This is a genomic window from Banduia mediterranea (genome assembly GCF_031846245.1).
Taxonomy (GTDB): domain Bacteria; phylum Pseudomonadota; class Gammaproteobacteria; order Nevskiales; family Nevskiaceae; genus Banduia; species Banduia mediterranea.
In genome coordinates this window covers 128,623-154,494 of the sequence record NZ_JAVRIC010000006.1, presented here as the reverse complement: position 1 = coordinate 154,494, position 25,872 = coordinate 128,623, and the positions used below count along the sequence as shown (strand labels likewise).

Genomic DNA, 25,872 nt, shown 5'->3' with positions numbered 1-25,872 from the left:
GCTATTCGTCGCCGGCGGGGTCGTCGGGTCGCGTGATCTTGGTGATCACGCCGAAACGCGGACTGTCGAGGTGGTGCAGTTCTCCGGAGCGCAGCCGCCGCGATTCGCGCATGAAATAGCCGGCGACGGTGCCGTCCTGATGCTGGGCGTATTGCAGGTCCACATCCAGATGCAGGAAGCGGCCCAGCAGCAGGCTGATCGTGCCGTCCAGCGCGAACACCTGTGCCGCACCACCACCGTCTTCGCCGGGCGTGGTCGGGCCGAGCGTCGGTTCGTCGAAGGCGCGCTCGATGGGCAGCAGATCCCCGTAGTGCAGGCGGATTTTCGGTCCGCCGGACTCCGGCGGCGACTGCTGAATCCAGGCCATGCGGGTCAGCGGCTTGAAGCGCTTGGCATTGCCGAGCCGGTTCCAGACTTCGGCGAGGCGCGTATCGGCTTCCGGCAGCAGCTCGATTCCGGCGGCGGCGAGACCTGCGGTATCGTCCATGTCGATCGCCCCGGTCAGCGCCGGCAGGCGCGCTGCTTCGGTGTCCTGATTGGGCGAGCCGCGCTGATAGTTCTGGTCGAGGAACACCACCAGGTCCACGCGAAACGCCTCCGCAAACACCGCGCCCGGAATACCGGACAGCAGGACAAGCAGAACCAGCGCGCGCAGTGGGCTTCGAATCATCGGGATCACTCGGGTGATGAGAGCACCAGACGGTGCCGCTCGGTGCGACTAACGGTGGGCGACGCCGGCTCGGTCCGGTCGGGTCGATTACACAAAGCATAGATCAGCTTGGCGCACGCCATCCAGCATCACCGGTTACGGTCGGGATTCACTCAGACTCGACATGCGGCCATGATCCATCTTGACGACGTGACAGCCCGCGCCGCGAGGTGCTATATCGACCGGGCAATCACGGGGCAATCACGTATTGGGTGGTTGGGGGTAGTAAACTCGGTCATCGTGGCGCCGATCATTCCACGGCTACGCCGCTTGCCGATGTGATAACGAACCATGCGAGTCATTGCCAGCTTGCGTCGAAGCCGGCATCCGGAGAGTCAGTGAGAAAGGCCGTGCCCTGGGGATCATTGCTGATTGGCGTGTCGCTTGTGCTGGCGGCTTGCGCGACCGCGCCCGACTACGAGCTGCCGGGCCGGGTCCAGAATCGCGCAGCGGAGCCGCTTTCGGATCCGGACTTCGACGTCTACACCGCCTCGCCCGAACATCCAGCCGTTTATGTGTCGGCCCCCTCGGCGCCAGGGCAGCAAACAACGACCGCAGCACATTCTCAGCCCCGCCTTCGGTGACACAGGTGCAGACGCAGACCAGCCAGCCCGTGACACAAGCGCCGATGACGAGGCCGCCGACAACGCAGCAGCGTTACGCCGCTCCGGCGGCCGGCACGGACAGGGATTTGCTGCTGCCGCTGGGCCCTGGCGACGTGGTGACCATGACCATCGTCGGCTATCCCGAGCTGCGCAGCGTGCTCTACGTGGCCAACGACGGCAGCATGAGCGTGCCGATGGCCGGGGTGGAGCGGGCCGACAGCGCGGCTGAGTATCTGGTGAACCCGCAGGTCCGTCTGGAGGTGTCGGAATCACATAGTCAGCAGATTTCGGTACCGGGCGAGGTGCGCTCGCCAGGCTGCTTCCCGGTGCAGACGCATCTCGGCGTGTTCGACGGCCGCGATTACTTCGTGAAATTCGCATTCGTTACGGAAGGAGTCCGCTCATGGGCGCTGTAGACGTGAGCCTGCCACTGCCAGTGAACACCGCGACCATCGCCGACTACATTCGCGATTCCATCGCCGTCAAACAGAAGATCCTCGAAGACCAAGCGCTCCAGGCTGCCATCGTGCGCGTCGTGGAGGTCTGTCTCGATGCCTTCCGCAACGGCAACAAGATTCTGCTGGGTGGCAACGGCGGCAGTGCCGCCGATGCACAGCATGTGGCGGCAGAGTTCGTCAGCCGTTTCGAGTTCGACCGCCCGGGCCTGCCGGCCATCGCGTTGACCGTCGACACCTCGGCACTGACCGCGATCGGCAACGACTACGGCTACGAGCTGCTGTTCTCGCGCCAGCTCGAAGCGCTGGCGCGGCCTGGCGATGTGTTCATCGGCATCACTACCTCCGGCAACTCCAGGAACATCCTCAAGGGCTTCGAAGCCTGCGACAGGCTCGGCGTGATCAAGGTCGCGCTGTGCGGTGCCGGCGGCAAGGTGCATGAGCTGGCCGACCATGTTCTCGCCGCGCCATCCACACACACACCGCGCATTCAGGAGAGCCACCTGCTGATCGAGCACATGATCTGTGCCTTGATCGAAGAGCAGTTGTTCGCCAGCGAGTACAAAAAAGCCAAGAGCTGATGCCCCCTGTGCCAATGTGACCTGAGACAGCTACCTCTTCGCAATTACTGAAGGCTGCCTTCTCTCATGAAACCCGAAACCCAGACCTTTTCTTCCTCGGAGCAAGCCGATGTGCTGGCCGGACTGATGAGCCCTCGCTTCGTCGATCTGTCGCCGCACCAGGCCCACGCCCCAAAATCCGCGATTGCCACGAAAGCGAGGCCGAGGCCGGCCGGTCGCGCTATTTGATCGCTTGCGGGCCGATCGCGGCGCGGCGATGCGTGCGAAGAGTCACGCCGAGAAGCTCACCGACCTGGGCATCGAACCCAACCCTCCGCTCGACAAGGAGCCCATCAGCAGCCACGACAGCACCCAAAGCTCACTAAGGGCCATGCGCAAGCGGCATGGCCCTTAGGCCCCCAGCCGGCGCATCCAGTAGATCAGCGACGCGGCCGCGAACAGCAACAACGGAATCCAGGCATACAGCGTGGTACCCATGCCGAGTTCCTCGCGCCGCGCGCGCATCGTCTCATTGACCGACAGGAACACGAAGAACAGCAGGAAGATCACGGCAAAGTTGTTGTAGACATTCCAACCGTCCACCGGATACACGAAGAACGGCAGTGCGGCGCTGGCGGCCCACAGCATTGCCAGATTCTTGACCGTGACGATGTCGCGAGAGGTGTCGCGTGGTTCCTTGGGATCTCGGGTTTTCATGATGCGGAAGCCTGGCACGTTGCGAACACCTCGGCCGGACTGAGGCCGGACGAAGCTTCGAAAACATCTCGATCGCAATAAGTGGTTTGCGGAAAACAGTCACCCATGACGCTGGCCGGATCGTCTTCCGGATCGACCTGGTCGATCGACTGCGCAAAGCTGTCGGCAGCCAGCATCATGCGGTAGATCAGCAGTTCGGTGTCGCCCTTCCAGTTAAGCCAGACGAAGCCATTGTCGACGTCGGCATTGGCCGGGCGGTCCTCGTCTGTGGACACCACCACGTTGAAGAAGCCGTCCTCGTCCAGCGGCGTCGACGGGTCGACGGCATCCGGCTCGGTGGGCGCCAGTGCATACCAGTACCGGGCGGCGGTATCGCTCAGGGAATGGAACTGCTCGCCCTCGCGAAAGATTTCGCGCCAGTCGCAGCCGGTCGAGAATTCCAGATCCCCGAACTGATCGAGGCCGTCGTCGATCACCGGTTCCTCGCCGCTATCACCGCCGCAAGCGGCCAGACCCAGGCTCGCGCACAATACGAGGCACTTCAGGGGCAGATGTTTCAGGGGACTCATAGTTTTCATCATGATGCCGTTGCTCAGGCTGAGGCCGCGACGCGGTGCATACGCGATGCTCGGCCCAGCATCGACGATACGGTTCGGGCTCGCAAGCCTGATCCTGGTGCTGTGCGGCCTGGGTGCACCAAAAGCCTGGGCGCAGCAAGGTATCGAGGATCCGGACCCGGAGCTACGCCGCCAACTGATCGCGGCCGTGACCGCGGCCGACAGTTTCGAAGACCGCTTCGACGCCGAGGTCTGGTTGCTGGATATGTCGCAACGCCTGCGCCGCTTCATGCCGGAACGCGAGCAGCGCCTGGAATTCCTGCGCCAGGTGCACGCCGAGGCCACACGCGCCAAGCTGTCCCCCGAAATCGTACTGGCGGTGATCGAGGTCGAAAGTCACTTCGAACGCTTCGCCCTGTCGGTGGCCGGCGCCCAGGGCTACATGCAGGTGATGCCGTTCTGGATCCAGGAGATCGGCCGCCCCGACGACAATCTGTTTCTCGCCGCCACCAACCTGCGCTACGGCTGCACCATCCTCAAGTTTTACCTGGACCGCGAAAACGGCAACCTCGTCAACGCGCTGGCGCGTTACAACGGCAGCTACGGCCGGCCGCAATACCCGTACAAGGTGCTGGAGGCGCTCAATCGGCGCTGGTATCAGGGCTGAGTAAATGCTGGGCCTCGCGCAAAGGCGCGAAGAACGGCAACAACAAGATCAGATTCTTTGGCTTTGCCTTACTTGGCGCCTTTGCGTCCTTGCGCGAGGCAATATTCTTCTCGATCAGGCACGCACAAACAGCGCCATCGACTCGACGTGCGCGGTGTGAGGAAACATGTCGAGGATGCCGGCACGTTCCAGCCGATAGCCGTGCTCGTGCACCAGAATCGCTGCATCCCGCGCCAGCGTGGCCGGATGACAGGACACGTAGACGATACGGCGCGGCGCCTTCACCGCCACCAGCGGCAAAACCTCGCGCGCACCGGATCGTGGCGGGTCGAGCAGGCACAGGTCCACGTCGTCCTCCAGCCACGCTGCATTCGGCCGCGGCCTGAACAGGTCGGTCCTGGCGAAACGAATCTTGAGGCCAAGGCGATGCGCGTTGTCTTGCGCGCGACGCAGCAATCCGGCGTCGCCTTCGAGCGCCGTCACGCGCGCACCGGCCTGCGCCAATGGAATCGAGAAGTTGCCGAGGCCGCAAAACAGTTCCAGTACGGAATCGCCTGGCGCGGGTTCCAGCCATTCCAGCGACTGCCGCACCATGCGCTCGGCGACCGTGGAATTGACCTGGATGAAATCGGTGGGCTCGAAACGCAGACGTGCCTCGGAGCCGTCCGGCGTATAGCTCAGCGGCTCCACCCGGCCTAGCGGTCGCAGGCTGTCGAGGCCGCCAGGCTGAAGATAGATGTCGATCGCGTGGCGACGGCCGAAGGCTTCGAGCTTGAGCCGGTCCTCGCCCCCCAGGGGATCGAGCACGCGAAACACCAGGGCTACACGGTCGGTCGCGGCCACTTCGATCTGCGGAATCCGGTCGCGCAGTGACAGCTGGCTCACCAGCTGCGACAGGGGCCTGATCAGATTGCCGACCCGCGCATCCAGAACCTCGCAGCGTTCGATGTCGGCGATCAAGGCACTGTGGCGCTCGCGAAAACCCACCAGCGCCTGCTGCCTGGCCGCGACGAACTTGACGCTGAGCCGGGCGCGGCGGCGATAGCCCCAGGCCGGACCGGTGACGGCCTCGGCGATCGTGTCGGCACGGACGCGGCCGATGCGCTCCAGCGCCTCGATCAGTTGCTTCTGCTTGAACCGGACCTGCGCGGCCGTCGCCATGTGCTGCAGGGCGCAGCCGCCGCAAACGCCGAAGTGGGCACAGGCCGGCTCCACACGCTCCGGTGAGGGCCGCTCGATCACCAAGGCCTGCGCCTCATCCGCGTCGCGACCACCCCGGGTGCGCAAGAAGCGCACGCGCTCACCGGGCAGTGCATCGGCCACGAACCAGACCTTGCCGTCGACCCGCGCAACGCCGCGACCATCATGCGACAGGTCCGCAATCTCGGCGCTGTGTTCCGGCGCGAGGTCCAGCCCCGGCGGCCGCTTCAGGACGAGGCTCAAGCCTTGGCCTCCCAGGCCTCCACGAATTCCTTCCAATGGACGGCGCCGCTGTCGCGGCAGTAGGCCTTGGCGCGCTCGTGCTCGACCGCTTCCTCCTGCGCACTGATCTGACCACGCAGGCGCAGAAAACGCAGCGTCACCAGCCAGGTGTTGAGCACATCGGTTTCGCAGTACTCGCGGATTTCGCGGATTCGGCCCTCTTCAAAGGCCTGCGCCACCTTGGAACCGTCCATGCCGAGCTTGCCGGGAAAGCCGAGCAGGACCGCGATCTCCGTGAGCGGCGCGTAGTTGCGGCCGTTGTACAGCGCCAGATAGTCCATCAGGTCCAGGTGGCGCTCGTGATAGCGGCTGAGATAGTTGTTGTACTTGGACTCGCGTTCGCGCGCGCCGGTATCCCAATACGCCGGTGCGGCGATGCCGTGCAGCATCGCGCGGTAGTGCAGTACCGGCAGGTCGAATCCCGAACCGTTCCACGATACGAGCTGGGGCCGGTAGCGCTCCACGCCGTCGTAGAAACGCTGGATGATCTCGGCCTCATCGGCATCCTCGTCGCCCAGGGTCCAGCACTTGAAACGGTCCTCGCCGCTGCGCAGCGCCACCGAGATCGCGACCACGCGTTGCAGGTGCGGCGGCTGGAAATCAGTGCCGCGGCTCTGCATGCGAGCGGAGATCATCGCGGTGCGTACGTCGGCGTCATCGAAGCCGTCCAGTCCGAGGATACGGCGACCGCCGGCCACATCGGGAACCGTCTCGATGTCGAATACCAACATGGGGTCGAAGCTGGTCATCTGCTCGACGTCCTGTCCGTCCCGTTACAGCCGCACCGAGCAGCGCAAGGCGCGCAGAAAATCCCAGGATGGGCAAAGACCGCAGGCGGTGCCCACGCGTGGCCCAGTGCCTGTTTCCGCGTGGGCACGCTTCGCTTTGGCCTCCCTACGCCAGCTCCCTCGCGAGCCCGAGTCAAATCCGAACTCACGCCGGGAACACCCCGGTCGAGATATAGCGGTCGCCCCGGTCGCAGACGATGCAGACCACGGTCGCGTTCCCGACCTGCTTGCAGACCTGCAAGGCCGCCCAGATCGAACCGCCGGAAGACGGCCCGCAGAACAGGCCTTCCTTTTCGGCGACCAGCCGCATCGTGCCCTCGGCGTCCGCGGCATTGGCCTCGATGATGCGGTCCACGCGCGGACGTTCGAAGATCTTCGGCAGATAGGCTTCGGGCCATTTGCGGATGCCGGGGATGCTGGAGTCGCCGTCCGGCTGCACGCCCACGACTTCGATCTCCGGCTTGACCTCCTTGAAATAACGCGAGCAGCCCATGATCGTGCCGGTGGTGCCCATGGTCGCCACGAAATGCGTGATCGCACCGTCGGTGGCCTTCCAGATCTCCGGCGCCGTGCCCTCGTAGTGCGCGCGCGGGTTGTCCGGATTGGCGAACTGGTCGAGCACGCGGCCGCGTCCCTCGGACTGCATGCGCTGCGCCAGATCGCGCGCGCCCTCCATGCCTTCGTCCTTGGACACCTTGACGATCTCGGCGCCGAAGGCCTTCATCACCGCGCGACGCTCGGCGCTCATATGCTCCGGCATGATCAGCACCATGCGATAGCCGGCCGCGGCGGCGACCATCGCAAGGGCAATGCCGGTATTGCCGGAGGTGGCTTCGATCAGGGTGTCGCCGGGCTTGATCTCGCCGCGCTGCTCGGCGCGCCGGATCATGCTCCAGGCCGGCCGGTCCTTGACCGAGCCCGCAGGATTGTTGCCTTCGAGCTTGGCCAGCAGGCGGTTGTCGCCGATGCCCGGCAGGCGCGTCAGCGCGACCAGGGGCGTGTTGCCGATACAATCGACCAGGGACTTTGAAATCATTGCGCTTCGGGCTGTGGGCGAGACTGCGGGTTCGCCGGAACGGATGCGATCAGTACGACGCAATAGTGTATCGGACCGCGAAAACTTGAGCGCTCGTCAAACCTCTTCAGGCCGTATCCGCGGTTGGCCCTGGCTGCTGCTGGCACCGGCGCTGGCGCTGGCCGTGGGTCTGCTGCCCGCCTGGTTCGCTCCGTGGATGTATGACGATTATCCGCGATGGGTGCTGCTGTCGCTTGGCGTGGTGCTGAGCCTGATGGGCGTGGTCGCCGCCCAGCGCCGGCTCGCGGCACGGCTGCAACGGCTCGGACGGGTGCTGCGTCAGGCCATGCAGGACCGGCCCGAAAACCGTATCCAGGCGCGCGCCATGGGGGTTCCGGAGTCCGCCGCCACGGTGCTGAACGAGTTGATCGAGCAGCTTCATCAGTCCCGCAGTGCGTCCCGGGGCGAATCCGCCCGCCTGCTGGCCCATCTGCGCCAGGAGCTGTCCAATGAGCGCGCCGCGCGCGAACGCGCCCAGACCGATCTCACCGAGGCACGGGCCGCCGCGCAGTTCAAGAACGACCTGCTGTCCAACATGAGTCACGAACTGCGCACGCCGCTGACGGCGATTCTGGGCTTTTCCGAACTGCTCGAAAAAACGCCGCTCAACCGGCAGCAGGCCGAGTACGTCAGCACGCTGTCCAAGTCCGCGGAGAACCTCCTGTCGATGATCAACAGCCTGCTCGACTGGAACCGCATCGAGGCCGGGCGGCTGTCCTTGCAGCAGATCAGCTTCGTGCTCAGCGACTGCATCGAGGACGTCACCGGCCTGCTGTCGCCGCTGGCCTACGACAAGGGACTGCAGATCGCGCTGCTGATCTACCACGACGTGCCGCTGCGCGTGTCCGGAGACCCAGTGCGTCTGCAACAGATCGTGACCAATCTGCTGTCGAACGCCATCAAGTTCACCGAACGCGGCGAGATCGTGATCCGCGTGATGCGCGAGCAGGGCAAGGATGAACGCTGCTGGCTGCGCATCAGCGTGGCCGACAGCGGGCGTGGCATCAGCGAGGCGCAGATGGAGCGGCTGTTCGAGATGTTCACGCCGTCATCCACCAGCAATCGCACGCCGTCCAGCGGGCTCGGCCTGGCGATCACGCAGCGCCTGTGCGAACTGATGGATGGGCGTCTCGAGGTCGAAAGCGAGGTGGGCATCGGCACCACATTCAGCGCGGTGGTCGCGCTGCGACCGCAACTCGAACGCGACAGCGCCCTGGTGACCTGGGATGGGCTGCGCGGAGTACGCCTGTGGCTGTGCGATGCACGTTCGACCACACGCCTGGCACTGCTGCATCACCTCGAATACTGGGGTCTGGAAACACGTCTGTTCGAATCACCCCGGCGCCTCGCCACGGCACTGCTCGAAAGCGACACGCAAGGTCCGCGACTGGTGATCGCCGGCATCACCCCGGAGGCGCTCGACGATGTCCAATGGCGTGACGTGTTCGGCGCCTGTCGACAGACCCAGCGCCCTTGCGTGGCGCTGATCAGCTCCTCGGACACCGAGGTTCAGCACGCCATTACCGATGCTGGCGCCGCACGCTGCCTCCCGCAGTCGATCGGCGGCGGTCCGCTGTATCAGGCCTTGCTCGACACCCTGGCGGGGCAGCCGGCCGAACCCGGCCAAAAGCCGCTACAGGACCTCGAAGTGCTGGTAGTCGACAATACTGTCGCCAGTCGGCGCTATGTCTCGCTGCTGCTGGACAGTCTGGGGGCACAGACACAGGAAGCCGGTGATGGCCGTGAAGCCGTCCGGCTGTGGCGCGAGCGGCGTCCGCCGCTGATCCTGATGGACGTGCAGATGCCGGAACTGGATGGCCCCGGCGCAGCGCGCGAGATTCGCGCCGCCGAATCCGGCAGCGGCGCGCGCTGCGGAATCATCGGCATGTCGGCGCATCTGGAGCCGGAGGAGCGTCAGGAAGTGATCCGCGCCGGCATGGACGAAGTGCTGCTCAAACCCTTCGACGAACGTCAGCTGCTGCGGACCCTGAGACCCTGGGTTCAACAATGCAGACCGGCTGACCCGCCGCCGCAGGCAGCGGACGGGGCCGACGCGCCGGTAAGGCTGGCGCACGGTATCGCGCCGGAACTGGCGGAACTGCTGCTTGAGGAACTGCCGCTGCAGATCAAGGAGCTGGAGGAGATCTACATGCGCGGCGAACGCGATGCGATCCGCTCGGCAGCGCACCAGATCCATGGCACCGCGGCCTTCTACAAACTGGCCGAGCTGCGCGCCAGCGCGCGCCGCGTGGAACAGTCGCTGGCGGCCGTCGGCAAGGGCCTGCCGGAGAATCTGGGCGACGATATCGCCGAGATTCGCGAAGCCACCAACCGAGTATTGCGCGAGCTGCGCGGCGAATAAGCACGGCGCACGACCGCCACCCGCTCATTTCGGCATAATTTGCGCCCCCCCGAATTGGGCGCCGCCTCCGAGGCCGCACGCCACCGGTTCCGCGCGCCGAGCAACAGCCAGAGAACTACGATCAGCAACGTGAAACAACGAGGTCCGATTGCCCTGCCCCCGCTTCCGCCGTCCGGCGAACGCACACTCTGGCAGGGCCTGCCCGGCGCGGCCGCCGCTCTGGCACTGAGCGACGCTGCCGAACGGTTCGGACGCCCCGTCGTCGCGATGGTGGCCAACGAGGGTCGCGCCTACGAACTGGAATCCGAGCTGCGCTTCTTCGCCAGCGACGAAGTGCCGGTAGTGCATTTTCCGGACACCGAAGTGCTGCCGTACGACGGTTTTTCGCCACATCAGGAAATCCTGTCGGACCGCATGGCCGCGCTGTACCGCCTGCCGTCGATGACACACGGCATCGTCATTCTCACCGCCGATGCCTTGCTGGCGCGGCTGCCGCCGCGCGCCTGGCTGGACGGCCGCGCCTTCGAGCTGACGGTGGGGCAGCGCCTGGACCCGATCGCCTTCCGCGAACGCCTGGTGGCCGCCGGCTACCAGTCAGTCTCGGAAGTGCAGACCCAGGGCGAATTCGCGGTGCGCGGCGCACTGGTGGACCTGTTTCCGATGGGCTCCGCCGCGGCCTATCGCATCGATCTGTTCGACGACGAGCTCGAAACCATCCGCGTGTTCGATCCGGAAACGCAGCGTTCCACCGAGCAGGTCAAGGAAGTGCGCATGCTGCCGGCGCGCGATTTTCCGACCGACAAGTCCGGCATCGAGACCTTCCGCGCCAACTACCGCGCGTATTTCGCCGGCGACCCGAGCCGTTCGAGGATTTATACGCAGGTGTCCAAGGCGCTGATGCCGGGCGGTATCGAAGCCTATCTGCCGCTGTTCTTCGAGCACACCGAGTCGATTTTCGATTATCTGCCGGCCACGGCCTGGGTCGCCGAAGTCGGCGAACTGCACGCGGCGCTGGACGCCGACTGGCAGCAGATTGCGGAACGCCATGAACGCCTGGCCGGCGATATCGAACGACCGCTGATGAAGCCGCTGGACCTGTTTCATGCCCCCGGTGCTGCGCTGGAGCGGCTGGCGGAACACTCACGCGTCGCGATCTCGGCCGCGCCTTCAGGCTCGGCCATGTCCTGCGAGCTGCTGCCGCGCTCCCCCGACACCGTGCAGGCCTTGCTCAGCGAGGCACCACGCATCCTGTTCGTGGCCGAATCGGCGGGCCGCCGCGAAGCGCTCAACGGCTGGCTCAAACCCAAGGGCGTGGCCACGCGCGACTGCGCCGGCTGGCACGACTACCTGGCCGACAACCGGCGCTATTGCATCACGCTGGGGCCGATGCAGGACGGGCTCAAGCTGCCGGACGGCAGCCTGATCATCGCCGAGGCGCAGATCTTCGGCCTGCGCGCCGAAGTGTCACGCCGACGCAAGCCGGTACGCGACCCCGAAACCCTGCTCAAGGATCTGTCCGAGCTGTCGATCGGCAGCCCGGTGGTGCACGCCGAACACGGCGTCGGCCGCTATCAGGGCCTGACGCGGCTCGACGCCGGCGGCATCACCGCCGAATACCTGGTGATCGAATACGCAGGCGGCGACAAGATCTACGTGCCGGTGGCCTCGCTGCAACTGATTCACCGCTACACCGGCGCCGAGGAGCAGGCCGCGCCGCTGCACTCGCTGGGCTCGGACCGCTGGGCCAAGGCCCAGGAACGGGCCAGGAAACGCGCGCACGACGTCGCCGCCGAACTGCTGCAGATCCAGGCGCGCCGCGCCGCGCGGCCGGGCATGGCGATGGACGTCAACGACGAGGACTACCGGCGCTTCTGCGACGGCTTTCCGTTCGAGACCACCCCCGACCAGCAACGTTCGATCGAGGACGTGCTGGCCGACATGGCGGCCGACAAGCCGATGGATCGCGTGGTCTGCGGCGATGTCGGGTTCGGCAAGACCGAGGTCGCGCTGCGCGCCAGCTTTGCCGCGATCAACAACAATCGCCAGGTCTGCGTGCTGGTACCGACCACGCTGCTGGCGCAACAGCACTACAAGAACTTCGCGGATCGCTATTCGGGCTGGCCGGTACGCGTCGGCGTGGCCTCGCGCCTCAAGGCGGACAAGGATCTCAAGACACTGCTGGCCGAGCTGGAAGCGGGCCGGCTCGATGTGGTGATCGGCACGCACCGCCTGCTCCAGCCGGACGTGAAGTTCAGGAATCTGGGCCTGGTGATCGTCGACGAGGAACACCGCTTCGGCGTGCGCCACAAGGAGCGGCTCAAGAACCTGCGTGCCGAAGTCGATCTGCTGACGCTGACGGCCACGCCGATCCCGCGCACCCTGAACATGTCGCTGGCCGGTCTGCGTGACCTGTCGATCATCGCCACACCACCCGAGGCGCGTCTGGCGATCCGCACCTTCGTCGCCGACTGGGACCGCAATCTGGTCTACGAAGCCTGCCTGCGCGAACTCAAGCGCGGCGGCCAGGTGTTCTATCTGCACAACGAGGTCAAGGACATCGAACGCGCCGCGCAGTCGCTGGGCGAGATCGTGCCCGAGGCGCGGGTGCGTTTCGCGCACGGCCAGATGCGTGCCGCCGAACTCGAACAGGTGATGCTGGATTTCTACCATCACCGCTTCGACATCCTGGTGTCGACCACGATCATCGAATCCGGCATCGACATTCCCAACGCCAACACCATCGTCGTCAATCGCGCCGACACCCTGGGCCTGGCGCAGCTGCATCAGCTGCGCGGACGCGTCGGTCGCAGCCATCACCGCGCCTATGCCTATCTGCTGGTGCCGAGCAAGCGCGCGCTGAGCGCGGACGCCGAGAAGCGCCTGGAAGCGATTGAATCGATGGGCGAACTCGGCTCCGGCTTTCTGCTGGCCACGCACGATCTGGAAATCCGCGGCGCCGGCGAACTGCTGGGCGACGACCAGTCCGGCCAGATCGAGGAGGTCGGCTTCACGATGTACGCCGACCTGCTGGCACGCGCCGTGGCCGCGATCAAGTCCGGCAAGCTCGCGGATGCACCGTTCGAACACGGCAGCAGCGAGGTCGACCTCGGCGCCACCGCGCTGATTCCGGACGACTACGTGCCGGACATCGCCACGCGCCTGTCGCTGTACAAGCGCCTGGCCGAATCCGCCACCCAGCAGGCCCTGCTGGAACTGCGTTACGAGATGATCGACCGCTTCGGGCCGCTGCCGGAAGTGGCGTTCCGCCTGTGGCAGGCCGCGGCGCTGAAACTGGCGGCGCAGGCGCTCGGCATCACCCGGATTCGCGCCGGCAAAAGCTCATTGACCCTGGACTTCGGCGCACAGACACAACTCGACCCGGTGAAGCTGATCCAGCTGATCCAGAACCAGCCCAAGCGCTACCGGCTCGAAGGCCAGTCCAAGCTGCACTACCTGGGATCGATGGACCCGCCCGAGAATCGCCCGCAGGAAGCCGCCGCACTGCTGGAACGCCTGGGCGCGCCGCCGCTGGAGCTGGGCGCCTAGCAGCCTGTCGGACTCAGGATGATCGACTGCGACTTCGGCCCTCGCTACGACCCCCTAAGTCCGACAGGCCGCCAAGTCGTTTTCGTTTGGATACGGACCCATTGCAGTTCCGTAAGGCCTGTGTTCATCGGTTTGAAACGATGCCGGCCTTTTCGACAGAAATAGCGGGCGGCGGGTCAAATGTCCGCCTCGGCACATTGTCAGGCATACGCCTGAAAGAACGACTGTTTTGTGCTTTCCAGTCAGTAGAAAGGCTGCCGTTTCTGGTGAGCGACGGCGAGTATGCGTATGCCCTGCACCCTCGGGCTTGATGCTGAAGTGAACGGTGAATTGCCAACCTGATGTTGGCTGAACCACGATGGATCGTATATTCCCACGGGGGATTGCCTCGTAGTGAGCCACCGCCACGTCAAGCTCTTTTGCTGCGAGGGGCGGAATCGGCGGGCATGCCCAGCATCACGGTTCCAGCGGCGGCGCCGCACGGAATCATCGTCGCGCGCCGCAAGACTGCCAGACTGTGCAATTCAGAGCCCCTCTTGTATCGCCACCCGACCATATACCGAGCCCGCGCGTCCGACCGCATTCAGCCAGTGACCGTCTGCCGAAGCTGATCCAGTACCGCCTCGGCCTGTGCCGGAATCATCCGGGCGGTCTCGGCACGGCGATGGCGGTACTCGAACTGGGCCTTGGCCAGGCCTTTGTCGCCGATCACAATCCGATGCGGAATACCGATCAGCTCGGCGTCGGCAAACATCGCCCCAGGACGCAGCCCGCGATCATCCAAGGCAACATCGATGCCGGCCGCCAGCAGGTCGGCGTAGAGCGTCTCCGCAGCTTCACGCACGGACTCGGAGCGGTCCAGGCCAATCGGCGTGATGATCGCCGTGAACGGCGCGATCGCATCCGGCCAGATCATGCCCTGCGCGTCATGGCTCTGCTCGACCACGGCCGCCACCAGACGCGACACGCCGATGCCATAGCACCCCATGTGCAGCGTCACGTCCTTGCCGTTGTCGTCGAGCACGCTGACGTTCATCGCCTGAGTGTATTTCTGGCCGAGCTGGAAGATGTGCCCGCCCTCGATGCCACGCAGCAGGCGGATCGTGCCGCTGCCATCCGGCGCCGGATCGCCTTCGACGATCATGCGCAGATCGGCGGCCTCCGGCTCGGCGCAGTCACGCCCCCAGTTGGCATCACCCAGGTGATGGTCGTTCTCATTGGCGCCGCAGACGAAGTCGCTGAGCGCCAGCGCGGCATGGTCGGCAATGACTGGAATCGGACAGTTCACCGGCCCTAGATAGCCGACTTCGCAGCCGAAGGCCTGTTCCACGTCGCGAGCCGCCGCCAGTTCGAACGGACTGGCGATCTTCGGGTGATTGGCCGCCTTGATTTCGTTGAGTTGGTGGTCGCCGCGCAGGGCAATGCCGATGAGGCCACCGTCGGCCGCCTTGGCGACCAGCAGCTTGACCTTGGCATCGAGCCCGAGCTTGAGATACTCGGCCACCTGAGCGCAGGTCTTCTGTCCCGGCGTGCTGAGCCTGGCCAGCGGCTTGAGCACCGGCGGGCGCGTGACCGACACGGGCAGGGTTTCTGCCGCCTCGACATTGGCGGCGTAGCTGCCTTCGCTGGATACCGCGAGCAGATCCTCGCCGGCGCCGGCGAGGATGTGAAACTCCTCGGAACGGCTACCGCCGATGTTGCCGGAATCGGCTTTGACGATGCGGAAGTCGGCGCCGATCCGCGTGAAGATCCGCGCATAGGCGGCGCGCATGTTGTCGTACTCGGCGGCGAGCCCTTCGGCATCCAGATGAAACGAATAGGCATCCTTCATCAGGAACTCGCGGGCGCGCATGATGCCGAAGCGCGGACGCCGCTCATCGCGGAACTTGGTCTGGATCTGGTAGTAGTTGAGCGGCAACTGCTTGTAGCTCTTCACGTCCTGGCGCAGGTGATGGCAGATCACTTCCTCGTGCGTGGGGCCATAGCAGTAATCGTTGTCGTGACGGTCCTTGATGCGCAGCATCTCGTCGCCCATGAGCTGCCAGCGGCCGGACTCGCGCCACAGCTCGGCCGGATGCACCGACGGCATCAGCACTTCCAGTGCGCCGGCACGATTCATTTCCTCGCGCACGATCGCTTCGACCTTCTTCAGCGTGCGCAGGCCCACCGGCATCCAGCTGTAGAGGCCGCTGCCCAGCTTGCGAATGAAGCCGGCGCGCAGCATCAGCTGATGACTGACGATCTCGGCGTCGGCCGGCGTTTCCTTGGTGGTGGAAATCGGGAATCGGGACAGGCGCATGCGGGACGGTCGGAGCTGGGGTCGGGACGCGCGATTCTACCGGTCCGCAGCCGGGCATGGACACCGCCAAGCCCGCGAAGCGGGGCAGACTGACTGCGCGATGGCCCGGCCATTGCGTGAGGGGAAGGTCTATCCAGTCCGCGGTCCGGTCCGGGCTGATCGCACGGGCGCCGGACCTTGCCCATAACAATTTTGGAGAACACCTCGGTGGACGCAGTCATCGACGCCATCAACGGCATCATCTGGAGCCGCGCCCTGATCGTGCTGTGCCTCGGGGCCGGCCTGTACTTCTCGATACGTACGCGCTTCATGCAGGTCCGCTCGGTCGGCGAAATGCTGCGCCTGCTGTTTCGCGGGGAGAAATCGGCGGCCGGCGTGACGCCGTTCCAGGCGCTGGCGATGTCGCTGTCCGGCCGTGTCGGCACCGGCAACATTGCCGGCGTCGCCACCGCGATCGCCTTCGGCGGACCCGGCGCGGTGTTCTGGATGTGGACGGTGGCTTTCCTCGGCGCCTCCACCGCCTATGTCGAATCGGCGCTGGCGCAGATCTACAAGGAAAAGGACGATCAGGGTCTGTATCGCGGTGGCCCGGCCTATTTCATCGAAAAGGGCATGGGCCAGAAGTGGTACGCATGGATCTTTGCCATCGCCACCATCGTCGCCACCGGCCTGCTGCTGCCCGGGGTTCAGGCCAACAGCATTGCGCAGGGTCTGGAAACGGCCTGGGGCATCGCGCCGAGTGTGACCGCCGCGGGCGTGGTGGTGGCGCTGGGCTTCATCATCTTCGGCGGCGTCAAGCGCATCGCACACTTCGCCGAGATCGTGGTTCCGTTCATGGCGCTGGCCTATATCCTGGTGGCGCTGACGATCCTGTTTCTGAACATCGGCCAGCTGCCCGCCGTGGTTGCACTGATCTTCCGCAGCGCCTTCGGCGCCGAAGCCGCGTTCGGCGCAGTGCTGGGCCTGGCCGTCGAATGGGGCGTGAAACGCGGCATCTACTCGAACGAGGCCGGACAGGGCACCGGGCCGCACGCGGCGGCCGCCGCCGAAGTCTCGCACCCGGCCAAACAGGGCTACGTGCAGGCGTTCTCGATCTATGTGGATACCTTGCTGGTGTGCTCGGCCACGGCCTTCATGATCCTGTCCACCGGCATGTACAACGTGATCCGGCCGGCCGGTGGCATGATTCGCGAATCCCTGCCCGGCGTTGACCCCGGCCCCGGCTTCGCACAGAACGCGGTGGAATCGATGCTGCCGGGCTACGGCGCCGGCTTTGTCGCGGTGGCGCTGCTGTTCTTCGCCTTCACCACCATCGTGGCCTACTACTACATGGCCGAAACCAACATCGCCTACGTCAACCGCGAGGTGCACCGCCCGTGGATGACGCTGGTGCTGCGCATCGGCATTCTGGCGGTGGTGAGCTACGGCGCCGTCAACAGCGCCGGCTCGGCCTGGGCCCTGGGCGACATCGGTGTGGGGCTGATGGCCTGGCTCAACATCATCGCCATTGTGATCCTGCAGCGGCCGGCACTGGCGGCGCTACGCGACTATGAACGCCAGAAGAGGGCGGGCGTGGAACCGGTCTTCGACCCCGAGTCGCTCGGCATCCGCAACGCCGAATTCTGGAAGCAGCGCCTGCAAAAGCCCGATCCGGACTGAAACAATCACCTACTGCGGCAGCTTGAGTTCACACTCGTCGAGACGTCCGCCGTAGGCGCGCCAGCACCGCAGTTGCAGCACACCGCGAATATCCAGGGCGGCGACCAAGCGCAATCCGTCGCCGAGGCCTTGCACCTCGATGTCGGACGAACTGGCAATGCCCTGCGGGCAGGAATGAAAGCTCGCCCACAGCGTCTGACCGTGCGCCCGCAGCGCGCTGTGCTGCTGATGAACCTGCTCGGGGTCGACCGCGGCGGAGGCGATCGGGTCACTCGCGATGTTGTCCAGCGACCACAAGGCGGACGGCCCCCGCCCGTCGGCGCCGACAAGCCCGCAGACGCGCGCCTCTGGCGATTGCTGCGCGTAGGCCAGCAGACGCAGCACGAGTTCGCGCGGCAGGTATTCGGTCCGGTCGGTCGGGGTGTCAGTCATCGTGAAGTCCGCAAACGGGGCAGCCGGGATCGCGTGGCACGCGCCAGCGCTTCCAGTCCATGTTGAGCGCATCCCAGAGATGCAGGGTGCCGGCCTCGTCTGCGAGGCCTAGCAGCAATTTGATCGCGGCCAGCGCCTGCAGGTTGCCGACGCTACCGACGACCGGCCCGAGGATGCCGGCTTCCTCGCAGCGTTCGGCCGCCTCGCCGGCATCCGGGAACAGGCAGGCATAGCAGGGGCTGTCCGCGCGCCGCGCATCGAACACCGCGAGCTGGCCTTCGAAACGGATCGCGGCGCCGGACACCAGGGGTTTGCGGGCACGCACGCAGGCGCCGTTGATCGCGAAACGCGTCGGGAAGTTGTCGGTGCAATCCAGCGCCAGATCCACGCCGCGCAGCATCGTCGCCAGTCGATCCTCGTCGAGCCGGCCTTCGTGGATTTCGATCTCGACCTCGCGGTTGAACCCGGCCAGGCGCTCGGCGGCGGCCTCGGTCTTGGCTCGGCCGACATCACCCTGGCTGTACAGAATCTGCCTTTGCAGGTTCGACCGATCCACGCGATCACGGTCGGCCAGCACCAGTCGCCCGATGCCGGCGCCGGCCAGATAGAGACTGGCGGCGCAGCCCAGCCCACCCAAGCCGATCACCAGTACGCTGGAATCGCGCAATAATTGCTGGCCGTTGACGCCGACTTCACGCAGCACCACCTGACGGCTGTAGCGGGACAGATCACTCATGCGCGGATACCTCCGCTGGCGCGTTCGAGCCCGGCAAGGTCGCGGCGGGTTTCGATGGCGGTGAATCCGGCGGCTTCGAACAGCGCACGCACGGCGGCGCCCTGATCGGCGCCATGCTCGACCAGCAGTCGGCCGCCGGCCTTCAGATGCCCGGGTGCTCCGGCGATGATCGCGCGCAGCGCCGACAGGCCATCGCCTTCCGGCGTCAGCGCTTCACGCGGTTCCGCGCGCAGCGCGTCCAGATGCCGGTCATCGCCGGCGACATACGGTGGATTCGACACGACCAGCTCGAAGCGTCGGCCGGCGCAGGCCGCATACCAGTCACCGCGCTGGAATTCGACCGAGAGGTTCAGCCGGCTCGCATTGGCCCGGGCCACGGCCAGAGCACTCGCGCTGCGGTCGGTCGCCAGGATCTGCGCATCACCGCGTTCACTGGCCAGGGACAGCCCGATGGCGCCGCTGCCGGTGCCGAGATCGACCAGCGCCGGCTGCGCCACGTCGTGCACACACTGCAATGCCCATTCGACCAGCAGTTCGGTCTCGGGCCGCGGCACCAGGACGGCCGGCGTCACCTCCAGGTCCAGCGTCCAGAATCCTTTGCTGCCGCGCAGATAGGCCACCGGCTCGCCCTGACAGCGCCGCGCGACCAGAGCCTCGAACGCTTGCGCCGAGCTTGCGCTCAATACATCGGCGCCGCGAATCGGAAGCTGCGCGCGACGCAGCTTCAATATCTGCGCCAGCAGCAGTTCGGCGTCCAGCCCCGGCGAATCGGAGACCGCGGCGATACGCTTGCTCGCGCCCGTGAGCGCGTCGGCGACCGTCGTCACGCGATGACTGACTGGCGATGCCGTCACGGCGCCTCGGGACAGTTGAAATGGCAGCTGCGGACCGTCTCGATGTCACCACCGCAGTCCACGTAACAGCCGCGAAACTCGCTTTCGCAGTGGGCATCGTTGACGCCAGGATTCATGCACGGCCGGCGATAGCAGGACTTGGCATCTTCCGGCTTGGAGCGTGCGAGGCAACGCTCGTAGTCGCGTTCGGCTTCGAGTTCGCAGCGCGATTCCTGCAAGTCGGCACGCGACTCGGCAGCCTGTACGCAGTAGTTCCTGGCCGAACGGCACATCGAAACGCAGGCGCGGCCCTGATTGTCTTCCGGCGGAAAGAAATTGTAGTCGGTGCTGTAGATCGGCCCGCAGGCCACCAGCACGGTCGAGGCCAGCAGCCGCAGGAACAGGCCGCGCACGGTGGTCATGGCGCCTCCGCGGCTTCGGCCAGCAGTGCAGCCTGGTGCTCGGCCTGCAAGGGCTGGATCACCTCGTCGAGCGAGCCCTGAATCACGCGTTCGAGCTGGTACAGCGTGAGATTGATGCGGTGGTCGGTAATCCGGCCCTGCGGAAAATTGTAGGTGCGGATGCGCTCGGAACGGTCGCCGCTGCCGACCAGCTTCTTGCGCGTGGCCGCCGTTTCGCGCTCGCGCTGGCTGCGCTCCAGATCATTGAGCCGCGCCTGCAGCAGCGACATCGCACGTGCGCGATTCTTGTGCTGGCTGCGTTCCTCCTGGCATTCCACCACCAGCCCGGACGGAAGATGGGTGATGCGTATCGCCGATTCGGTCTTGTTGACGTGCTGGCCGCCGGCGCCGGACGAGCGGTAGGTGTCGACCTTGAGATCGGCCGGGTTGATGTCGATCTGCTCGGCATCCTCGACTTCGGGCATGACCGCAACGGTGGCAGCCGAGGTGTGGATGCGGCCCTGCGATTCGGTTTCGGGCACGCGCTGCACGCGATGACCGCCGGATTCAAACTTGAGCATGGAATAAGCACCCTCGCCGGCCACCCGCGCGATGACTTCCTTGTAGCCGCCGTGCTCGCCGGCACTGTCGGACAGCAGATCCACCTGCCAGCCGCGCGTCTCGGCGTAGCGCGTGTACATGCGCAACAGATCGCCGGCAAAAATCGCGGCCTCGTCGCCGCCGGTGCCGGCCCGAATTTCGAGGTAGACGTTGGCGTGGTCCAGCGGATCGCGCGGCACCAGAAAACCCATCAGCTCGCGTTCCAGGGCATCGCGCCGCTCGGTCGCGGCGGGCCATTCGGCATTGGCGAGTTCGCGCATCTCGGCGTCGCTGTCCTCACGCATCTGCGTGAGACTGGCAAGCTCCTCGCCAGCCGCGCGCCAACGGCCGAAGGTGTCGGTCAGCGACTCCAACTGCGCGTATTCCTGCGACAGGCGGCGGAAGCGGGTCTGATCACCGATCACGTCGGGGTCGGACAGTTCGCGGCCGACCTCGTCACGGCGTTCGACCAATCGTTCGAGTTTGGCAAGCAGGCTGGGCTTCATCGAAATCGGGGATCAGGGAGACTAGGGACAACACAGCGGGCACGACACGGTTGATCCCCGCTAAGGCTCTCCGACGACGACGCCGGTCGCCCTCCTGCGAAACATGCGCATCACTCGCCTCCCAAATCGAACAGCTTCTCGGCCGTGGACATCAGCATCGCCTGCTCTACCGCATCGGCCTTGCGCATCTGCGCCGATGGCGCGTGCAGCAGCTTGTTCGACAAGGTATCGGCAACGAAAGCCATCACCGCCTCGGGATCTTCGCCATTGGCGAGTCGCTTGCGCGCCCGCTCCAGCACCTCATCACGCTGCAGCCGCGCCTTGGCGCGAATCCGGCGAATGGTATCGCCGACATCACGGCTTTCGAGCCAGCGGTTGAACTCCAGCGCGTATTGCTGGACCAGCGCCTCGCCCTGTCGGGCGGCCTGCTCGCGGAACTTGAGGTTTTCGGAGATCACGGTCCGCAGGTCATCGACCGTATACAGATAGACATCCTCCAACGAACCGACACGCGGATCGATGTCGCGCGGCACCGCCAGATCGATCATGAACTGCGGCTTGTGCCGGCGGATCGACACCGCGCGCTTGACCACGGCGATGTCGAGCACCGGGTCACGGCTGCCAGTGCTCGCGATCACCAGATCGGCGCTGGCCACATAGGCCGGAAGGTCCGACAGCGGCACTGCGTAGCCGTGCAGCTCGCGCGCCAGCTTCTCGGCGCGGTCAAGGCTGCGATTGGCGACGATGATGCGCCCCACGCCCTGCCCGACCAGGTGCCGCGCGATCAGCTGCACCATCTCCCCGGCACCGATCAGCAGCGCCGTCTGTGCCGAAAGGTCCGAAAAAATGCGTTTCGCCATCGTCACCGCGGCGTAGGCCACCGACACCGGATGCGCGCCGATGTCCGTCTGGTTGCGCACCAGCTTGGCCACGGCAAACGAATGCTGGAACAGCCGCGACAGCACCGGCCCCACCGATTTCTCGGATTGCGCCACCGCGTAGGACTGCTTCATCTGCCCGAGTATCTGTGGCTCGCCGAGGATCATCGAGTCCAGCCCCGCGGCCACGCGCAGCTTGTGGATCACACTTTCGAGATCGCGATGGGTAAACGAATAGCGGCGGATCAGCTCGGCCTCGGCGTTGCGCTCGCGGCCCCACCAGGCGATCAGCTCACCCTCGACCGAGGGGTCGGCGACCGTCACCACTTCGGTGCGGTTGCAGGTGGAGACGATGGCAGCCTCGGAGACGCCCGGCAGCCGCCGCAGACGCGCCAGCGCGTCGGGCAAATCCGCATCGGTAAAGGCCAGCCGCTCGCGCACGTCCAGCGGTGCGGCGTGGTGGCTGAGCCCCAGTGTTATCAGGGCCATCGGGCTACCCGGTAAGCAATCCCGCCTAGTGTAGCGCTTTGTGCCGGGGAAACGTCGGCCGGCGCTGGCGTTGCGGGAGCCCGATCGACGGTCCCAAGGGCGAGATGCGGTATATTGAAACCTTGAATTTCCGCCCTCCTCGTCCTACTCGGTGCCACTTTTGAGACGAACTCTTTCGCTAGCCTCCCTGGCCTTGGCCGCCACCTGCGGCGGTTGCGCTCACCTGTCGGTCGACGAGCCGCCCGCAACCGAGGCCATGACGCCGCCTTCGGCGATCGAAATCGCCCAGGTCGAGCCCCGCGTCGATACCCCGTCAACGCGTCTGCTGTACCACATGATGGCCGGCGAACTGGCGGAAGGTCGCGGCATGCCGGGCGTGGCCGCACGCGAATTCAGGCAGGTGCTCGCGGCGCGGCCCGACGCTCAGCTGGCCGCACGCACCACGGCACTGTCGCTGGCGGCCAATGATATGGATCTGGCGGTCGAATCCGCCGAGACCTGGCAGTCGATCGATCCCGATGAACTCAGCGCCAACGAAGTTCTTGCCCGGCTCTATCTGCGCCAGGACCGGATCGACGACGTGCTGCGCCAGTCGCGACCGCTGATCGAGGCACATCCCGGCGGGCGCGGTGAAGGTTTCCGTGCGCTGGCGCTGCTGCTCAGCCAGGAGCCGAAAAATGCCGGCTCGGCTCTGAAAGTGCTGCAGACGCTGGCCGACGAGAACGAGCACGATCCGGCCGCCTATTACGCGGTCGGCCTGATCGCGGTGCGTTACGACGAACTCGGACTCGCCGAACAGTCCGCACGCCGCGCCCTGGAAATCGACCCCGCTCACAAGGAAGCGATCCTGCTGCTGGCCGGCGTGCAGGTCCGCCAGGGCGAAACCGAACAGGCCGACAAGACACTCAATCAAGCGCTGCGAGACAACCCCAACGCCGCCGAACTGCGTGTCGGCTACGCCAAGCTGCTGCTCGAAACCGACCAGATCGGACGCGCCCGCAAGCAGCTCGAACTGGCCTTGCAAAGTGAAAGGAACAACGCCGATGCGCTCTACGCGCTGTCGCTGATCGAACTGGATCAACGCAATATCGATGCGGCTCGCGGCCATTTGCAGCAGCTGATCAATAGCGGCCAGCGCCGCGATGAGGCCGCCTACTACCTCGGCCGTATCGCCGAAGTCGACAAGCAACCGCAGAAGGCGCTGGAGTGGTACAGCCAGGTCGAAGGTGGCCCGCAGGGTCTGGACGCGGTGATGCGCATCGCTGCCGTCGAGGCCCAGCTCGGACGGGTCGACGAGGCCCGCTCGCAGCTCGAACGCCTGCGCCGCGCCTATCCGCAGCTCAGCACCCGCCTGTACTCGGCCGAAGGCGAAATCCTCTACGCCTCCGAGGAATACCCGGCCGCGCTGGAGATGTACGAGCAGGCGCTGGACGAGCATCCGGACGATGCCGACCTGCTCTATGGCCGCTCGCTGGTCCAAGAACAGCTCGGCAATATCGGAGCGGCCGAGGCCGATCTGCGCCGGATCGTCTCACTGGACCCCGAAGATGCGCGCGCGCTCAATGCACTCGGTTACATGCTGACCACGCACACGCAGCGTTTTCAGGAAGCGCTGGGCCTGATCAAACGCGCCGCCGAACTGACACCCAACGATGCCGCCGTGATCGACAGCCTCGGCTGGGTGCACTACCGCCTGGGCGACCTGCAGCAGGCGCACGACTACCTGCAACGCGCCTTCGACCACATGCGCGATCCGGAAATCGCCGCGCACCTGGGCGAGGTGCTGTGGCAGATGGGCCGCCAGTCCGAGGCCCGCCAAGTCTGGGAAACGGCTCTGCGCGACGACCCTGACCATCCGGTGCTGCGCGAAACGGTCGGGCGTCTCGCCCGCTGATCCGCATGCGCCACGCGGCCCGCTGGATCGAGGCCCTGGCTCTCGGCGTCGCACTGCTGATCAGTGGTTGCGCAACGCTGGGCGGGCCTGCGCAAAGCGAGGCGCCGGCCGACTGGCAGGCGCGCCAGCAGGCGCTCGGCGCGATCGCCAGCTTCGGGCTCGAAGGCCGCGTCTCGGCGCGCGGCCCGGTGTCCGGAAGCGCGAACCTGCTGTGGAATCAACGTGACGCCGACTATTCGCTGCGACTCTCCGGCCCGTTCGGCGCCGGCGCGGTATTGATCGAGGGGACTCAGGAACAGGCCACGATCCGGCACAAGGACCAGACCCTGGTCACCCGCGATCCCGAAGCCACGCTGCGTAGTCAGCTCGGCTGGACGCTGCCGGTCGACAAGCTGCGTTGGTGGATACTCGGCCTGCCGGCGCCGAATGCGCCGGCGCAGACTCAATTCGATGCGCAGGCGCGCCTGCGCAATCTGACTCAGGCCGGCTGGACCGTGAACTACGAGGAATACCGCACCGCGCCGGCGCTGGCGCCGGTTTTCGACCTGCCGCGGCGCCTCAGCCTGACTCAGGGCGAACTCTCGGTGCGCGTGCTCGTGGATCAATGGGAGCCCGGCACTTGAGCTCGCGCCTGGGATTCAGTGCCTGGCCGGCACCGGCCAAGCTCAATCTGTTTCTGCATGTCACCGGTCGCCGCGCCGACGGCTATCACCAGCTGCAGACGCTGTTCCGGCTCGTCGACTGGGGCGACCGCCTGCACCTGCGAGTCCGCGACGACGATCGCATCCGCCGTACCACGCCGCTGCCCGATATCGCGGAGGCCTCCGACCTGAGCCTGCGCGCGGCCCGCGCCCTGCAGGCCGCCAGCGGCTGCCGCCTCGGCGCCGATATCGCCATCGACAAACGCCTGCCTTTCGGCGCCGGCCTTGGCGGCGGCTCCAGCGACGCCGCCACCACCCTGGTCGCCCTCAACCTGTTATGGAAACTGGGGCTGTCGGTGGACCGGCTGGCGGCGATCGGCCTGCAACTCGGTGCCGACGTGCCGGTGTTCGTCCGTGGCCACAATGCCTGGGCCGAGGGCGTCGGCGAAATCCTGCAGCCGGTGGCGCTGCCGTCGAGCTGGTACGTCATCGCCTGCCCCGAGTGCAGCGTGAATACCGGCACCGTATTCAACGACGCGTCTCTGCGCCGCGACCATCCAGTGGTGGATTTCGCCGACTTCAAGGCCGGCCGCTGCACTAACGTCTGTGAACCGGTGACGCGGCGCCTGTTCCCCCCGGTCGAGGAGACTTTCCGCCAGTTCCAAGGGCTCGGTGCCGCGCCCCGCCTCTCCGGCACCGGCGCCAGCGTGTTTGCGGAATTCTCGACTTTCGAGGCCGCCGAAACTCTGCGTTCGCGATGGTCCGGCCCCGGCCTGTGCATGGTCACGCCGGGGCTGGCCCACTCGCCGCTGCTCGATTTGGTGCAATAAGCACTCACTGCGCATTGCGCCGACGAAGGCGCTGGCGGGGAATTGTTCAGTTTGAGAAACCCGCCCGCGTCTCGGAACTGTCTGCACTTCGTTACATAAATCGATGAGAATTCGCCAATTTCCGCTGGCGGAGATGGACGGTCTTGGCTAG

General features: G+C 65.8%; 22 protein-coding genes. 9 read left to right on the top strand and 13 right to left on the bottom strand.

Translation table 11 applies throughout. The features are described from left to right. Window position 1 precedes the first annotated feature (1 nt). The gene (locus RM530_RS06410) at window positions 2-670 is read right to left on the bottom strand and encodes a CsiV family protein (RefSeq protein WP_311364391.1); all 669 of its coding nucleotides are present in this window, start codon (window positions 668-670) and stop codon (window positions 2-4) included. Between the two features lie 667 nt (window positions 671-1,337). Here RM530_RS06410 and RM530_RS06405 point away from each other — a divergent pair. Then, entirely contained in the window at window positions 1,338-1,730 is a 393-nt protein-coding gene (locus tag RM530_RS06405; protein ID WP_311364390.1) for a polysaccharide biosynthesis/export family protein, read from the top strand. Next, window positions 1,718-2,350, top strand: a complete 633-nt coding sequence (locus tag RM530_RS06400) for a D-sedoheptulose 7-phosphate isomerase (RefSeq protein WP_311364389.1) — start codon at window positions 1,718-1,720, stop codon at window positions 2,348-2,350. The genes RM530_RS06405 and RM530_RS06400 overlap by 13 nt, the downstream gene beginning before the upstream one ends. A gap of 390 nt (window positions 2,351-2,740) precedes the next feature. On the opposite strand, the gene RM530_RS06395 is transcribed toward RM530_RS06400, so the two are convergent. Continuing rightward, the gene (locus RM530_RS06395) at window positions 2,741-3,046 is read right to left on the bottom strand and encodes a hypothetical protein (RefSeq protein ID WP_311364388.1); all 306 of its coding nucleotides are present in this window, start codon (window positions 3,044-3,046) and stop codon (window positions 2,741-2,743) included. Continuing rightward, entirely contained in the window at window positions 3,043-3,615 is a 573-nt protein-coding gene (locus tag RM530_RS06390; RefSeq protein WP_311364387.1) for a hypothetical protein, read from the bottom strand. Before RM530_RS06390 ends, RM530_RS06395 begins: the two co-directional genes overlap by 4 nt. 55 nt (window positions 3,616-3,670) lie before the next feature. Here RM530_RS06390 and RM530_RS06385 point away from each other — a divergent pair, with 55 nt between their 5' ends. Next, the gene (locus RM530_RS06385) at window positions 3,671-4,270 is read left to right on the top strand and encodes a lytic transglycosylase domain-containing protein (RefSeq protein ID WP_311364386.1); all 600 of its coding nucleotides are present in this window, start codon (window positions 3,671-3,673) and stop codon (window positions 4,268-4,270) included. Between the two features lie 114 nt (window positions 4,271-4,384). Here the strand turns inward: RM530_RS06385 and rlmD are convergent, their stop codons facing one another. The 3 genes from rlmD to cysM all read right to left on the bottom strand — a co-directional run bounded on the left by rlmD (window position 4,385) and on the right by cysM (window position 7,576). After that, entirely contained in the window at window positions 4,385-5,713 is a 1,329-nt protein-coding gene (rlmD, locus tag RM530_RS06380) for a 23S rRNA (uracil(1939)-C(5))-methyltransferase RlmD (RefSeq protein ID WP_311364385.1), read from the bottom strand. Further along, a complete protein-coding gene (locus tag RM530_RS06375) occupies window positions 5,710-6,501 on the bottom strand; it encodes a 3'-5' exonuclease (protein WP_311364384.1) in 792 nt (263 codons plus the stop codon). Before RM530_RS06375 ends, rlmD begins: the two co-directional genes overlap by 4 nt. Window positions 6,502-6,685: 184 nt before the next feature. Next, window positions 6,686-7,576: a cysteine synthase CysM gene (gene cysM, locus RM530_RS06370; RefSeq protein WP_311364383.1), complete on the bottom strand. Its 891-nt coding sequence runs from the start codon at window positions 7,574-7,576 to the stop codon at window positions 6,686-6,688. An 85-nt stretch (window positions 7,577-7,661) separates the two neighbouring features. On the opposite strand from cysM, the gene RM530_RS06365 reads away from it, so the two are divergent. Together RM530_RS06365 and mfd are read left to right on the top strand one after the other, a co-directional pair. Then, on the top strand, window positions 7,662-9,977 hold the full coding sequence (locus tag RM530_RS06365) for an ATP-binding protein (RefSeq protein ID WP_311364382.1): 2,316 nt from the start codon (window positions 7,662-7,664) through the stop codon (window positions 9,975-9,977). 129 nt (window positions 9,978-10,106) lie between these two features. Then, window positions 10,107-13,523 carry a transcription-repair coupling factor gene (gene mfd, locus RM530_RS06360; RefSeq protein ID WP_311364381.1) on the top strand — a complete coding sequence of 1,139 codons (3,417 nt, stop codon included), beginning with the start codon at window positions 10,107-10,109 and terminating at the stop codon, window positions 13,521-13,523. A 583-nt stretch (window positions 13,524-14,106) separates the two neighbouring features. Here mfd and RM530_RS06355 read toward each other — a convergent pair. After that, on the bottom strand, window positions 14,107-15,822 hold the full coding sequence (locus RM530_RS06355) for a proline--tRNA ligase (RefSeq protein ID WP_311364380.1): 1,716 nt from the start codon (window positions 15,820-15,822) through the stop codon (window positions 14,107-14,109). Window positions 15,823-16,029: 207 nt separating this feature from the next. On the opposite strand from RM530_RS06355, the gene RM530_RS06350 reads away from it, so the two are divergent. Next, a complete protein-coding gene (locus RM530_RS06350) occupies window positions 16,030-17,481 on the top strand; it encodes an alanine/glycine:cation symporter family protein (RefSeq protein WP_311364379.1) in 1,452 nt (483 codons plus the stop codon). 9 nt (window positions 17,482-17,490) lie between these two features. On the opposite strand, the gene RM530_RS06345 is transcribed toward RM530_RS06350, so the two are convergent. The 6 genes from RM530_RS06345 to hemA form a co-directional block, all read right to left on the bottom strand. Further along, window positions 17,491-17,913, bottom strand: a complete 423-nt coding sequence (locus RM530_RS06345) for a M67 family metallopeptidase (protein WP_311364378.1) — start codon at window positions 17,911-17,913, stop codon at window positions 17,491-17,493. Beyond that, window positions 17,906-18,649, bottom strand: a complete 744-nt coding sequence (locus RM530_RS06340; RefSeq protein ID WP_311364377.1) for a HesA/MoeB/ThiF family protein — start codon at window positions 18,647-18,649, stop codon at window positions 17,906-17,908. Before RM530_RS06340 ends, RM530_RS06345 begins: the two co-directional genes overlap by 8 nt. After that, window positions 18,646-19,503, bottom strand: a complete 858-nt coding sequence (gene prmC / locus RM530_RS06335; protein ID WP_311364376.1) for a peptide chain release factor N(5)-glutamine methyltransferase — start codon at window positions 19,501-19,503, stop codon at window positions 18,646-18,648. Before prmC ends, RM530_RS06340 begins: the two co-directional genes overlap by 4 nt. Further along, the gene (locus RM530_RS06330) at window positions 19,500-19,904 is read right to left on the bottom strand and encodes a hypothetical protein (protein ID WP_311364375.1); all 405 of its coding nucleotides are present in this window, start codon (window positions 19,902-19,904) and stop codon (window positions 19,500-19,502) included. Before RM530_RS06330 ends, prmC begins: the two co-directional genes overlap by 4 nt. Next, the gene (gene prfA, locus RM530_RS06325; RefSeq protein ID WP_311364374.1) at window positions 19,901-20,989 is read right to left on the bottom strand and encodes a peptide chain release factor 1; all 1,089 of its coding nucleotides are present in this window, start codon (window positions 20,987-20,989) and stop codon (window positions 19,901-19,903) included. Before prfA ends, RM530_RS06330 begins: the two co-directional genes overlap by 4 nt. Before the next feature lie 110 nt (window positions 20,990-21,099). After that, window positions 21,100-22,356 (bottom strand): glutamyl-tRNA reductase, encoded by a 1,257-nt coding sequence (hemA, locus tag RM530_RS06320; protein ID WP_311364373.1) that lies wholly within the window; start codon window positions 22,354-22,356, stop codon window positions 21,100-21,102. A 256-nt stretch (window positions 22,357-22,612) separates the two neighbouring features. Here hemA and RM530_RS06315 point away from each other — a divergent pair, with 256 nt between their 5' ends. The 3 genes from RM530_RS06315 to ispE are packed head-to-tail and all read left to right on the top strand — an operon-like array spanning window position 22,613 to window position 25,721. Beyond that, on the top strand, window positions 22,613-24,250 hold the full coding sequence (locus RM530_RS06315; protein WP_311364372.1) for a tetratricopeptide repeat protein: 1,638 nt from the start codon (window positions 22,613-22,615) through the stop codon (window positions 24,248-24,250). Window positions 24,251-24,255: 5 nt separating this feature from the next. Further along, entirely contained in the window at window positions 24,256-24,873 is a 618-nt protein-coding gene (gene lolB, locus RM530_RS06310) for a lipoprotein insertase outer membrane protein LolB (RefSeq protein WP_311364371.1), read from the top strand. Next, window positions 24,855-25,721: a 4-(cytidine 5'-diphospho)-2-C-methyl-D-erythritol kinase gene (gene ispE, locus RM530_RS06305; RefSeq protein WP_432276079.1), complete on the top strand. Its 867-nt coding sequence runs from the start codon at window positions 24,855-24,857 to the stop codon at window positions 25,719-25,721. Before lolB ends, ispE begins: the two co-directional genes overlap by 19 nt. The last annotated feature ends 151 nt before the right edge of the window (window positions 25,722-25,872 follow it).